The following is a 12,564-nucleotide window of genomic DNA, read 5'->3' on the forward strand; positions in this document are numbered from 1 at the left end:
GCCATGATTCGTTTCGGTTATTGCTTCCTGCTGCTCATTGGCATTACGCCCATCCTGCCGGGCATGATGGGCGTGATGCTCTCGTCACTGGGTTACATTCCTGCGGTGGGTTTGCACGAGTTTTCGATTGCAGGATTTGCGGACGTGTGGCGCTGGACAGGCGTTGGTCAGTCGCTGCTACTTTCAGCCGGGTCCGCGCTGCTCAGCACGTATGGCGCCCTGCTGCTCAGCTTCGCGGTGTTGATGTCGCTCTGGAGTCGTCAACGCTGGCATTGGGTCGAGCACTGTTTGTCGGGGTTATTGGCGCTGCCGCACGTTGCGTTTGCAATTGGGTTTGCGTTTCTCTTTGCACCCACCGGCATGATGGCACGCGCATTTGTTGCGCTGTTTGATTATCAAGTCTCAACCCAAGATTCAGCCTGGCTGGTGCACGATCCCCATGCATTCGGCCTAACACTTGCTCTGGCATTGAAAGAAACCCCATTTTTGCTGCTGATGAGTATTCCCGTTTTACAACAACTCCATGTGCAAACCCTACTCACCAGTGGTGCGTCACTCGGCTATTCGCCAATGCAGAGTTGGTGGAAACTCGTGCTGCCTCAATGGCTACGCAAAATGCGCTTTGCCTTGTTTGCTGTCATCGCCTATTCCGTGTCGGTGGTCGACGTCAGTTTGATCCTCGGCCCGACAACACCACCGACCTTTGCCGTTCTGGTCTGGCAATGGTTTAGCGATCCGGATTTAAACCAGTTGCCCCGTGCTGCTGCCGGTGCCGTCGTCTTATTGGGTTTGGCGGGTCTAATGTTATTGTTGGTCGTGCTTATCGAAGCGCTCATTCTGCGCGTTTTCCGTGGCTGGCTCTCCAGCGGTCGGCATGGCATGTCACTGCCGGGGAAATCGGTGATGACGCTTGTGCTGAGCTGCGCGGCGATCATCTTTCCGCTCATGCTGGTGTGGAGTGTTGCCCAGCGGTGGCGGTTTCCAAGCCTATGGCCACGCCAATTCAGCGACCGGTTTTGGCTCAGCGAATGGCCGAACATGCTGCCCACACTGTCGCAGAGTTTGTGGATTGCACTTCTCAGCGGCACATTGGCGCTACTTCTGGGCGTGATTGCTCACGAGTTTCGCACCCGCTCCCGCCTCGCACTGCCTGCGTGGGTGATCGTATTGCCGATGTTGCTGCCGCAAATCTCGCTGCTATTTGGGTTGCAAATCGCAACGCTCTTTATCGCAGCCGAACATTACACGTTGTGGGTGATCTGGTCGCATGTCTTTTTTGCCTTCCCATTGGTTTATTTGGCGTTGGATGGGCCGTGGAAAAGTTACAACCCGAATTACACTCGCGTCGCCCTCAGCCTGGGTAAAACGCCTTGGCAGTTGTTCTGGCAGATCAAAGTACCGATGTTACTGCCGGGCTTACTGTATGCGTGGGCAGTTGGCATCAGCGTCAGTTTGGCGCAGTACCTGCCGACCTTGATGCTGGGCGGCGGGCGCATTGCGACCATCACCACCGAAGCGGTTGCATTATCCAGTGGGTATGACCGCCGCGTGATGGCCATTTATGCCCTTTGGCAAGCCTTGTTGCCGTTTATTTTCTTCTCCCTTGCGGTCGTGATAAGTCGAGTTCAAATTCGACGCCACCGCAGCGTTCAACCACAAGTGATTTTGCATGACCTTCTGCCTCGAAAACCTCACCATCCGTAAAACCAACGGCGATTCATTATTGACGGGATTTAACCTAGCCATCCATGCTGGGGAAATCGTCACGTTAATGGGGCCGAGTGGGTGTGGGAAATCCACGCTGCTCAGCGCCATCGCCGGGCATCTTCATGCGGAATTTACTCACAGCGGCGAGATGAGATTAGAAGGCAATGCACTGAGTAGCATCGCAGCGCATCAACGCCATGTTGGCATGCTGTTTCAAGATGACTTGTTGTTTCCACATTTGACCGTGTGGGAAAACCTCGCGTTTGCCCTTCCCAACACGGTCAAAGGTGCGGCGCGAAAAACCGCAGCGCTGACGGCACTCAAGCAAATCACGCTGACTGAACTGGCCGATTCGTTTCCCGATCAAATTTCTGGTGGGCAACGGGCGCGCATCAGTTTGATCCGCATGCTTCTTGCGCGCCCCAAACTGGCCTTATTGGATGAACCCTTCAATAAGCTCGATAAATCGCTGCGCAGCCAGTTTCGTGACTGGGTGTTCAGCCAACTGGCTCAGGCGGGTGTCCCCACGTTAATGGTCACCCACGATGAAGACGACGCGCCACCAGGCGGACGTATTATTCACTGGCCTACGGAGGTTTCTCATGCTTGACCGTTACGTGATTCCCGTCATTCGCTGGCCGCTGTCAAAATCGGCCGACGTGCTTGATGCCATTGGCGTCAGCGCCAACCAAGTGACGCTGTTTGGGTTTGCCATGGGCTGCCTGGCGTTTCCAGCACTGGCATTGGAGCAATACCTACTCGCCTTACTGCTGATTGCGATCAACCGCCTATGTGATGGCCTCGATGGCGCGCTGGCGCGCATTCAAGGCTTAACCGACGCTGGCGGCTTTCTCGACATCAGCCTCGATTTTCTGTTTTACTCGCTGATCCCGTTCGGTTTTGTGGTTGCTAACCCAGAAACGAACGCCGTGGCCGGTGCATTTCTCATCTTTTCGTTCATCGGCACCGGTAGTAGCTTTCTCGCATTCGCGGTCATGGCGAGCAAACGCGGCATTCAAAATCCGATCTATCAACATAAATCGCTGTATTACATGAGCGGGCTGACCGAAGGGAGTGAAACCATCGGCTGCTTCGTGCTCATTTGCTTGCTACCGCAGCACTTTAGCCTAATTGCGTATCTGTTTGGCGCAGCCTGTTGGTTTACCACGCTGACCCGCATCTATTCGGGCTATCACACGCTGCATCAGGCAGAAAGCCAGCCTTCATAAACAATGACCATACGACAAGGAGTTCCTTTATGTTCTCAGGATTGAGCGCGTTCCCGCTCACCCCCATGAATGAAACGCGCATTGATGAGGCCGCGTTCGTCGGCCTGATTGAGCGTCTGACCACCGCAGGTGTCGATTCAATTGGCGCCCTCGGGTCAACCGGCAGTTATGCCTATCTGACGCGTGAAGAACGCACGCGTGTGGCCAAGATTGCTGTTGAGCATGCGGGAAACACGCCAGTCATCATCGGCATTGGCGCACTGAGAACCAAAGATGTATTGAACCTTGCAGACGACGCACAAAAAGCTGGCGCCAGCGGGCTGTTACTGGCACCGATGTCTTATCAGAAACTGAGCGATGCGGAAGTGTTCGCACATTTTAAAGCTGTGGCCGAAGCGATTTCGGTTCCCCTATGCGTCTATGACAATCCGGGAACCACTCACTTTCACTTCAGTGATGAACTGCATGGTCAGATTGCCGAGCTGCCTAACATCGCCTCGATTAAGATTCCCGGCGTGCCCAGCGCCCCAGAAGAGGCCAAAGCGCGCGTCGAACGTTTGCGCGCGCTGATTCCAAGCCATGTATCCATCGGCGTCAGTGGCGATGCCTTTGCGGCAACAGGCCTGAGTGCGGGCTGCGATGTGTGGTATTCCGTCATGGGCGGCCTGTTTCCCAACACCGCGCTGGAACTGACCCGCGCTGCGCAATCTGGAAATCATGCCCAGGCGCAACAGCTCTCCCGCCGTTTGCAGGATTTGTGGGCGATGTTTGGCCGTCACAATGGCAGCCTGCGCTGCATCGCGGCAGGTGCCGAGCTGTTAAATTTGGTCGACACGCCTTGCCTGCCATTGCCGCTCATGTCGGTTCAAGGCGAGGATCGCACGCGACTGGCAACACTGATTGAGCAGTTGCATCTGTCCTAAACATCTGCCTTCAGCATCTGTTTTCAGCAGACAAAAAAAGCCACGTGACTACGTGGCTTTTTTGCGTCTTCAATCCTAGCGATGAATTCGAAACGTCGATGATTTAACTGAACACCAACGCTTTCAATGCTGATTCGTTGTCGATATCGGCAAATTCTGGCGGATTGTCCAAACGATATTGGAAGTTCAGCGCTGGCGCTTCCGCTTTCATGCCATCAATCAAAAATTCACTGGTGACCATGGGTGAGTTCACACACGCCAACACCTCACCTTGCGGCGCCAACAAATCCGGCAAACGACGTAAAATTCTGGCGTAATCTTTGGTCAGTGCAAAACTGCCTTTTTGGAACGATGGTGGGTCGATGATGATCAAATCGTATGGGCCCGCTTTCTTGATTTTGCCCCAAGATTTAAAGATGTCATGTCCCAGAAAACTCACTTGGTTGACGTTGTGATCGTTCAGAAGATGGTTCTCACGCCCTTTCGACAACGAGGCTTTGGCCATGTCGACGTTCACCACGTGGTCTGCGCCACCGGCAATCGCAGCCACTGAAAAGCCGCACGTGTAAGCAAACAAGTTCAGCACATTTTTGTGCGCCGCGTGTTCACGCACCCAGTCACGTCCCAAACGCATGTCCAGAAACAGACCAAAGTTCTGGTTTCGGCCGATATCGAGTTGGAACTTCAAACCGTTCTCTTCTACCACCGGGCGCGCGTTGAGCTCGCCCACCAGCACTTCTGATGGTGCACCATCGGCATAGCGGTGTTGCAATACGATGCACTGACCGTTTTTCTCAGCCCACAACGGGGAAACCGCCAATTGCTGTAAACCGTCGGTCAGTTGGGTCAAAAAGGCCTCGTCGACCTCTTTGAACACGCTGACAATCAGTTGCCCTTGCAACCAATCACATGTCAGGTGCTCTAAACCTTCCCAGCGTTGGCCGCGACCATGAAACAGGCGACGCACTTCATTGGGCGCTTGCGCCAGTTGTGCCGTCATTTCAGAAAAGAATTGAGATAAAGCAGATGCTTGCATAGCTATGTTTACTTTTTCACTGAGGGCCAACTAAGTGACCAGGGTTCTAGCCAGGATTCAATGCCCTGACTGACAATATCACTATTCCATTTTTCACCCAACGCCGGTTGATGGCGCGGATCGCATACCCACTGGTACGTGTCACCTGCATACGAAAAGCGCAGCGCAAACGCGTGCAAATAACCACGGTCGGCCTGATTTCCCGCATTGTAGATCGGATCACCGACAATACCGGAGCCAACAGATTTAAGCGCTACACGGATCTGATGTGTTTTACCCGTGCACGGTTTACACAGAAACAGACGCTCGCCCGGCTCGGCAGCCAAAGAGAAAAACTGCGTGACTGCCGGATTGGTTTGTGAGGTCAACAGCTTCCACGACGCACGACGTGAACGTTCCATATCGCCGCTAATCAGGCCCTGCTTCTTTTTCGGCTTTTTGCTGCCCAGCGCCAAATAGAACTTTTCAACCTGACGCTCAGCAAAGCCTTTCGACAACTCTCTGGCGGCTTTGGCATTGCGCGCGAGCAGCAAAATGCCCGACGTCATTTTGTCTAATCGGTGCACCAAATACAGCTGTGCATCACCGCTTTGTTTCGCCACTTCCTGCAGCAACATGGTGTCGCCATCGTCTTTATGGACGGACACATTGGGGTGCTTGTTGATCAGCAGAAAATCAGGGTGGGTTAAGAGTATATCGAACATACGACCTCGCAAAAATGGACGCTCATTATACTCAATTGGCGTGAAAGGTCAGCCATGCATCCACCGCTGGGCGCTGAAAGCGTGTTCAAACCGTTTCGGTTGCTGGTCAATTCGCCATTTTGTAGCGTAACGCATTGATAGCGTGAAATGGCTCGCGTGAAAGCGGTGAAGATCAGTCGCGTCAAACGTGGCTCGATTCGGGGGGCGCTTTTCGCTGCCCATCGTCAGAGCCACATTTGAGCCGCTGCGGTTACTCGACAATGCCACCTTTGGCGAGCGTCGCCGGGTCAAGCAAGTGTTCGAGCTCTTGGCGAGTCAGCGACGTTTTCTCCGCTGCAACATCGATAATTGGCCGACCTTCTTTGTAGGCTTGTTTGGCAATTTCTGCCGCTTTGAGATAACCAATCACCGGATTGAGCGCAGTGACCAGAATCGGATTCTTGCCCAGCGCAATATTGATATGATCCTCGCGGACGATGAATCCCGCGATCGCTTTATCCGCCAACGCAATAGCGCTGTTGGCGAGCAGCTCAATGCTCTCCAGAATGTTATGCGCAATCACGGGTAACATCACGTTGAGCTGGAAATTCCCCGCCTGCCCAGCCACGGTGATGGTGGTGTCATTGCCGATGACCTGTGCGCACGCCATCGCGGCCGCTTCCGGGATCACCGGGTTGACTTTCCCCGGCATGATGGAGCTACCCGGTTGCAATGCTGGCAATTCAATGTCGCCAATACCCGCTAGCGGGCCTGAATTCATCCAGCGCAGATCGTTGGCGATTTTCATCATCGCCACCGCCGTGGTTTTCAATTGGCCAGACAACGCGACAATCGCATCCTGACTGCTGAGGTTAAAAAAGAAGTTCTCACTTGGCACAAACGATAGACGCGTGGCCTGCGATAAATTATCCGCAAACGCTGCAGCGAAACGTGGATCAGCATTGATCCCCGTCCCCACGGCTGTGCCGCCTTGCGCGAGCGCTTTCACAGCGGTCATGGCGTGGATGATGTTGTGTCTCGCATGGTCGATCTGCGCCTGCCATCCCCCCAGCTCTTGCTCAAAGGTCATCGGCATGGCATCCATCAAGTGTGTACGTCCGGTTTTCACCACGTTCGCTAAACTCTGTTTTTTTGCGGCCAGTTGCGTACTGAGATGTGCCAGTGCAGGCAATAAGCGCTGCTCCACTTCCAGCGTGCAGCTCACCTGAATGGCGGTGGGCACCACATCGTTGCTGCTTTGCCCCATGTTAACGTGATCGTTTGGACTCACCGTACTACGCAAATGTTGAGAGGCCAGCGTCGCAATCACTTCATTGGCGTTCATATTCGAGCTGGTGCCAGAACCCGTTTGGAACACATCGATGGGAAACTGGTCGAGATACTGACCATCAATGATACTTTGCGCCGCTTCATCGATCGCCGCTGCAATGTCCCCTTCCAGCAGTCCTAACTGCGCATTGGTCACCGCCGCAGCTTGCTTAATGTACGCCAGCGCCTGAACAAACGGCTGCGGCATGGTGTAACGGCTGATGGCAAAGTTATCCACCGCGCGCTGCGTTTGCGCCTGATACAGGGCATCTTGGGGAACTCGTACTTCGCCCATACTGTCTTTTTCGATCCGAAATTCTCGTGTCATGTCAGACTCCTTAACGTCTCATGAAAGCCTTATTACTATTTAATGATAATAGCTATCATTTAATAAAAAGAAGCGCAAGCACTTCGAATCGGCGCGCATTCGGTGTGTAAAACCAAGTTCGGTCTATAAAACAAGATTCGGAATAGAAAACAAAAAAGCCACTGGGTTTCCCCGAGTGGCTTTCATTTCAATCTTGTCGTGTTTACGCGAAGAACACCAACAGCATCAGTACTGGACAAACAAGGCGTACGTAGATTGGCCAAACTTTCCAGAACCAGCTGTTTTCAATCTCTGGGTAGCCCTGTTTCAGTTCATTCAGAATCTGGTTACGGTTCCAAATCCAACCCACCAGCAGGGTAATCAACAGTGCAATAATTGGCTGTGAGTAAACGGTGGTGAACTGAATCACCAAGCCAAACAAGCTTGAAAAGTTCATCACGATGACCGCAGACACGATGGTCACCAGACCACCGATCCAGAGCACCGCGGTCGTACGACTCTGCTTCAATTCTTCCGTCGCACACGCCACCGGCACTTCCAGCATCGAGATAGATGAAGTTAACGCAGCAATGATCATCAACAGGAAGAACACCAAGCCAATCACCGCGCCCATCACACCCATGGTATCAAACATGGCCGGCAGAACCGTAAATACCAAGGTATCAGAGTTCAGCAGCTCACCCGTGTCCGAGAAAATCTGCACGCCGTTGTGTTTCGCCACAAACATCGCTGGCAACACCATCAGACCCGCAATGAACGCAACGCCGGTATCAATCAGCGCCACTTGCGCTGCTGTTTTTGGCAAGTTGGTGTCTTTCTTCAGGTAAGAACCGTACGTGGTCATCACACACACACCCAGAGACAGCGAGAAGAAAGCCTGACCCATCGCGCTCACCACCAGTTTTGGCGTGAAGTGAGAGATGTCTGGAACCAGATACATTTTCAGACCTTCCCATGCGCCGTCCTGCGTGAAGATATAAATCGTCAGCAGACCAAACAGTACGAACAGCAAAGGCATCAAACGTGTTGACCACTTCTCAATCCCGTTCGCCACACCGTTGCGCACCACGAACATGGTGAGTGCCATAAAGGCAATCATCAGCACAAGGTTACGTTCCGTGCCAAAAGTGGTCAGCCAGTGACCTGCGCTATCGAGGCCAAACAGATCCAAACCGCTGTTAAAGAATGAGCCGACCAACCAGCCGGCCACGATCGCGTAAAAGCTGAGAATGAGCGACACGACAATCATGCCAATCACGCCGAGCAGAATTGCGCCCGCTTTGCCTTTTGGCCATGCCGCATTAAACGAACGAATTGGGTTGGATTGACCGTAACGACCAATGGTCAGTTCCGCAACCAGCATGGGAAATGCCAACAGGAACACCATCAAAAGGTACACAATCAAAAAGACCGCGCCGCCGTTACTTGCTGCCTGTGTTGGGAATCCCCAAACGTTACCAAGACCTACAGCGGAACCCGCTGCTGCCATAATGAAGCCAAATCGTGAAGTGAATTGACCGCGTGAACTACTCGCCATGCTACTTACTACCAATCTAATTTGTTGTGCTGAGTGTGGCCAAATACGGGTGTAAAATAAAATGTACAACCACAAAAAATCCGACTCACATCAGAGGTGTAGCAAGTAGACCAGTTTAAGAATAAAATTGGAAGCCCGAACAGTCTATTTTGCGTCTATACCTGCCCTTTTATAGATTATCTGTTGTTTTTTTAAGCTCTCCACCATTACTTCTCTCTGCCTTGATACACAATTAGCAACTAATCTGTGGCATTTGTTTCATATTATTTTCGGTCGTTTCCTTTCTTCCCTTATGCTTTCGCTTTACTATCCCAGAAGACGTTTTTCACAAAAGTTGACGCATGGATAAGATTTATCACTTCTTAACGCTCGCGGGCATCGCGATATATTGGTTCTTGGTCGCAGGGGTCACGCTTCGTGTCGTATTAAAACGACGCGCGGTGAGTGTTTCCCTGGCCTGGTTGATGGTGATCTACATCCTGCCCATTGTCGGCGTGATTTGTTATTTCCTCATTGGCGAACTCAATTTAGGCCGCAAGCGCGCTGAACGTGCCAAGGAAATGTTTAAGCCGTTTGGAACATGGTTCCGTTCACTGAACGATTGCCAAGCCCACACACTGGAAGGCGTGGGCGCGCACATCTATAAAATTGATGAACTGTGTAACCATCGCATGGGCATTCCCGCACTAAGCGGCAACACGCTGTCACTGCAAAACTCGCCCAACGAAATTCTGCATTCCATTATTGAAGACATAGAACAAGCGCAGCACAGCATCCGCATGGTGTTTTACATCTGGCACCCGGGCGGCCTTGCCGATTCCGTGGCTTCTGCGCTGATCCAAGCGTCGAAGCGCGGCGTCGACGTCAAACTGCTGCTCGATTCAGCAGGCAGCCCGAGGTTCTTTCGTAGCCACTGGTACAGCATGATGCAAGATGCGGGCATTCAGGTGATTCAAGCCTTGGAAGTGAGCCCGTGGCGTATTTTCCTGCGTCGTCTCGACCTTCGCCAACATCGCAAAATTATCGTCATCGACGACACCATTGCCTACACCGGCTCAATGAACTTGGTCGATCCGGCATACTTCAAACAAGATTCCGGTGTTGGTCAGTGGATTGATATTATGGTGCGCATTACCGGCCCGTCGGTGAACGTGTTATCTGCCATCCATTGTTGGGATTGGGAGTTTGAAACTGGTGAGCGGCAAATGCCAAACGTGCCGGAATGCCGTTTGGATCCACGCATGCCCAAGCACCCTGTGCAAGTTGTGCCTTCCGGCCCTGGCATGCCAGAGAATCTGATTTCTCAGGTGCTGACCCTTGCCATCAATCAGGCCAATGCCTCAGTACGCATCACCACGCCATATTTCGTCCCGAGTGCCGACTTGCTGGCCACACTAAAAATGACCGCACAACGCGGCATCAATGTTGAACTGATCATTCCGCAAAAGAACGATTCATTTATGGTGCAATGGGCGTCGCGCGCCTTCTATGGCGAACTGCTGGAAGCGGGCGTGAAAATTTATGAATTTCATGGCGGCCTGCTGCACACCAAATCGGTGGTCATTGATCGCCAATTCTGTCTGGTTGGTACGGTCAACCTCGACATGCGCAGTTTATGGCTCAACTTTGAAGTGACGTTGGCCGTGGATGACGAAGAGTTCACGCAACAACTTTACTGGCAACAGCAAAACTATATCGAGCAATCCCGCGCCATTGATCACGAGACGTGGGAGACGCGCTCGCTGGGACATCGCTTCTTAGAACGTCTGTTCTACCTTTTCAACCCGCTTCTTTAATCTTTTTGTGCCATGGGGTTGCATTTAAATGCAGCTCCATGTTTTAAATAGGACATTCGTAATTCCAGACAAGGATCGCAAATGTCAGAAGGCAAAAAGACCAAACTCATCACCGCCGGCCGCAATAAAAAATGGACGAACGGCGTGGTCAACCCGCCCGTACAACGGGCTTCAACCGTCGTATTTAATACCGTCGCAGAGAAAAACCACGCGACCATTAACCGCGCCAACAAAACTCTATTCTACGGACGTCGCGGCACCACGACTCATTTTGCCTTTCAAGATGCGATGGTCGACATCGAAGGCGGCGCAGGGTGCGCGCTTTACCCTTGCGGCACAGCAGCCATCAGCAACGCGATTCTTTCGTTTGTAGAATCCGGCGATCATCTATTGATGGTAGACACCTGTTATGAACCCACCCGCGATTTTTGTGACAAAATTCTGAAGAAATTCGGCGTTGAGACCACCTATTACGATCCGATGATTGGCGAAGAGATTCGTGCTTTGATCCAGCCGAACACCAAAGTGTTGTTCACCGAATCACCCGGCTCGATCACCATGGAAGTGCAAGATGTTCCGACGCTGGCACGCATCGCTCACGAACACGACATCATTGTGATGCTCGATAACACGTGGGGCGCTGGCGTGAACTTCTCCCCCTTTGAACATGGCGTGGACATTTCAATTCAAGCGGCAACCAAATACATCGTGGGTCACTCAGATGTGATGTTGGGCACCGCAGTCGCCAGTGAGAAATACTGGGACCAACTGCGTGAGCAGAGCTACCTGATGGGCCAATGCGTTTCACCCGATGACGCTTATTTGGGGCTGCGTGGCATTCGCACGCTGGACGTCCGCCTGCGTCAGCACGCTGAAAACAGTTTGAAAGTGGCGCAGTGGCTGGCAGAACGTCCAGAAGTAGATCATGTGCGCCACCCCGCGCTGCCCAGTTGTCCGGGGCACGACATCTTCAAACGTGATTTCACCGGCGGCAATGGCTTGTTCTCATTTGTGCTAAAAAGCAGTTATCCCAAAGCGACCACGGCGCTCTTGGATGGCATGCAGCACTTTAGCATGGGCTATTCATGGGGCGGTTTCGAAAGCCTGATTCTGGCCAACGAACCCAAGAGCTTCAACAGCTTACGTACTATCGCTAATCCAAACTTTGAAGGCACCTTGATTCGCCTACACATTGGGCTGGAAGATGTGAACGATTTGATTGCGGATCTAGAAGCGGGTCTGGCGCGTTACAACGCCGTAATTCTCGAACATGAAGCGACGGCATAAGCCGCTTCAGAAACAGGCGCAGAGATAACAAGCGCCGATGAAGGCAAAAAAGGGAGCAATGCTCCCTTTTTCAATGTCGATTCTCAATGCCGATCGTTCACACTATTTCTTCGGACAATTGTCCAAGTGATCGTTCACCAATCCCATCGCTTGCATAAACGAATAACAGATCGTTTCGCCCACAAATTTAAAGCCACGTTTTTTCAGAAATTTGCTCATGGCTTTGGACGCTTCGGTCGACACCGGTACTTGACTCATCTCCGTCCAGTGGTTCACTTGCGGCTGCCCGTTCACAAACTGCCAGAGCGCGGCATCTAACGAACCGAACTCCGCTTGCAGTGCTAACGTGGCTCGCGCATTGGAAAAAACCGAAGCGATTTTGCCACGGTGTTTCACCACATCGTAACCCGCAATAATCGCTTCGACATGCGATTCATCGTATTGCGCTAACTTGGCAATGTCGTAATTTTCAAACGCCTGTCGATAACCTTCTCGTTTACGCAAAATGGTGATCCAACTCAGCCCGGCTTGCGCGCCTTCCAAAGTCAGAAATTCAAACAGCGTTTGATCGTCGTGTACTGGCTTTCCCCATTCTGCATCGTGATATTCACGTTCCAACGGATGGTTCATCGCCCACGCGCAAGTCGTATCGTGTGTTGTCATTGTTGTCCTTTCGCCACTGACACAAACGGCCTTCAAAGAGGCCGCT

General features: G+C 52.3%; 11 protein-coding genes. 6 read left to right on the forward strand and 5 right to left on the reverse strand.

Translation table 11 applies throughout. The annotated features are described in order from the left end of the window. Positions 1-3 precede the first annotated feature (3 nt). From ACS18Q_RS08285 to ACS18Q_RS08300, 4 genes are read left to right on the forward strand one after another with little or no spacing between them, the layout of a single operon-like run. Entirely contained in the window at positions 4-1,704 is a 1,701-nt protein-coding gene (locus ACS18Q_RS08285) for an ABC transporter permease (RefSeq protein ID WP_441256907.1), read from the forward strand. After that, positions 1,670-2,317, forward strand: a complete 648-nt coding sequence (locus ACS18Q_RS08290; protein WP_441256908.1) for an ATP-binding cassette domain-containing protein — start codon at positions 1,670-1,672, stop codon at positions 2,315-2,317. The genes ACS18Q_RS08285 and ACS18Q_RS08290 overlap by 35 nt, the downstream gene beginning before the upstream one ends. Further along, complete coding sequence (locus ACS18Q_RS08295; RefSeq protein WP_441256909.1) at positions 2,310-2,936, forward strand: CDP-alcohol phosphatidyltransferase family protein; 627 nt, start codon at positions 2,310-2,312, stop codon at positions 2,934-2,936. Before ACS18Q_RS08290 ends, ACS18Q_RS08295 begins: the two co-directional genes overlap by 8 nt. A gap of 29 nt (positions 2,937-2,965) precedes the next feature. Next, on the forward strand, positions 2,966-3,859 hold the full coding sequence (locus tag ACS18Q_RS08300; protein WP_441256910.1) for a dihydrodipicolinate synthase family protein: 894 nt from the start codon (positions 2,966-2,968) through the stop codon (positions 3,857-3,859). A gap of 103 nt (positions 3,860-3,962) precedes the next feature. On the opposite strand, the gene ACS18Q_RS08305 is transcribed toward ACS18Q_RS08300, so the two are convergent. The 4 genes from ACS18Q_RS08305 to ACS18Q_RS08320 form a co-directional block, all read right to left on the reverse strand. Then, positions 3,963-4,895 carry a class I SAM-dependent methyltransferase gene (locus ACS18Q_RS08305; RefSeq protein WP_154181256.1) on the reverse strand — a complete coding sequence of 311 codons (933 nt, stop codon included), beginning with the start codon at positions 4,893-4,895 and terminating at the stop codon, positions 3,963-3,965. Between the two features lie 8 nt (positions 4,896-4,903). Continuing rightward, complete coding sequence (locus ACS18Q_RS08310; protein ID WP_441256911.1) at positions 4,904-5,599, reverse strand: TIGR01621 family pseudouridine synthase; 696 nt, start codon at positions 5,597-5,599, stop codon at positions 4,904-4,906. Positions 5,600-5,849: 250 nt separating this feature from the next. Beyond that, positions 5,850-7,235 carry a class II fumarate hydratase gene (locus ACS18Q_RS08315; RefSeq protein ID WP_441256912.1) on the reverse strand — a complete coding sequence of 462 codons (1,386 nt, stop codon included), beginning with the start codon at positions 7,233-7,235 and terminating at the stop codon, positions 5,850-5,852. 202 nt (positions 7,236-7,437) lie between these two features. Beyond that, on the reverse strand, positions 7,438-8,772 hold the full coding sequence (locus tag ACS18Q_RS08320) for a sodium-dependent transporter (RefSeq protein WP_014204934.1): 1,335 nt from the start codon (positions 8,770-8,772) through the stop codon (positions 7,438-7,440). 341 nt (positions 8,773-9,113) lie between these two features. On the opposite strand from ACS18Q_RS08320, the gene cls reads away from it, so the two are divergent. After that, entirely contained in the window at positions 9,114-10,568 is a 1,455-nt protein-coding gene (cls, locus tag ACS18Q_RS08325; RefSeq protein WP_014204933.1) for a cardiolipin synthase, read from the forward strand. Positions 10,569-10,649: 81 nt separating this feature from the next. Continuing rightward, entirely contained in the window at positions 10,650-11,855 is a 1,206-nt protein-coding gene (locus ACS18Q_RS08330) for a cystathionine beta-lyase (RefSeq protein WP_154181258.1), read from the forward strand. Between the two features lie 102 nt (positions 11,856-11,957). Here ACS18Q_RS08330 and ACS18Q_RS08335 read toward each other — a convergent pair whose 3' ends face one another. Continuing rightward, positions 11,958-12,518, reverse strand: a complete 561-nt coding sequence (locus ACS18Q_RS08335) for a DNA-3-methyladenine glycosylase I (RefSeq protein ID WP_004725529.1) — start codon at positions 12,516-12,518, stop codon at positions 11,958-11,960. Positions 12,519-12,564: the final 46 nt, after the last annotated feature.

This window comes from Vibrio sp. Vf1514 (assembly GCF_052076135.1).
GTDB classification, from domain to species: domain Bacteria; phylum Pseudomonadota; class Gammaproteobacteria; order Enterobacterales; family Vibrionaceae; genus Vibrio; species Vibrio furnissii.

Bases quoted from the DNA above. Each gene is read 5' to 3' on its own strand.
- ACS18Q_RS08295 (WP_441256909.1), top strand. From the start codon at position 2,310: ATGCTTGACCGTTACGTGATTCCCGTCATTCGCTGGCCGCTGTCAAAA.
- ACS18Q_RS08335 (WP_004725529.1), bottom strand. From the start codon at position 12,518: ATGACAACACACGATACGACTTGCGCGTGGGCGATGAACCATCCGTTG.
- ACS18Q_RS08315 (WP_441256912.1), bottom strand. From the start codon at position 7,235: ATGACACGAGAATTTCGGATCGAAAAAGACAGTATGGGCGAAGTACGA.
- ACS18Q_RS08300 (WP_441256910.1), top strand. From the start codon at position 2,966: ATGTTCTCAGGATTGAGCGCGTTCCCGCTCACCCCCATGAATGAAACG.
- ACS18Q_RS08310 (WP_441256911.1), bottom strand. From the start codon at position 5,599: ATGTTCGATATACTCTTAACCCACCCTGATTTTCTGCTGATCAACAAG.
- ACS18Q_RS08330 (WP_154181258.1), top strand. From the start codon at position 10,650: ATGTCAGAAGGCAAAAAGACCAAACTCATCACCGCCGGCCGCAATAAA.
- ACS18Q_RS08320 (WP_014204934.1), bottom strand. From the start codon at position 8,772: ATGGCGAGTAGTTCACGCGGTCAATTCACTTCACGATTTGGCTTCATT.
- ACS18Q_RS08305 (WP_154181256.1), bottom strand. From the start codon at position 4,895: ATGCAAGCATCTGCTTTATCTCAATTCTTTTCTGAAATGACGGCACAA.
- cls (WP_014204933.1), top strand. From the start codon at position 9,114: ATGGATAAGATTTATCACTTCTTAACGCTCGCGGGCATCGCGATATAT.
- ACS18Q_RS08285 (WP_441256907.1), top strand. From the start codon at position 4: ATGATTCGTTTCGGTTATTGCTTCCTGCTGCTCATTGGCATTACGCCC.
- ACS18Q_RS08290 (WP_441256908.1), top strand. From the start codon at position 1,670: ATGACCTTCTGCCTCGAAAACCTCACCATCCGTAAAACCAACGGCGAT.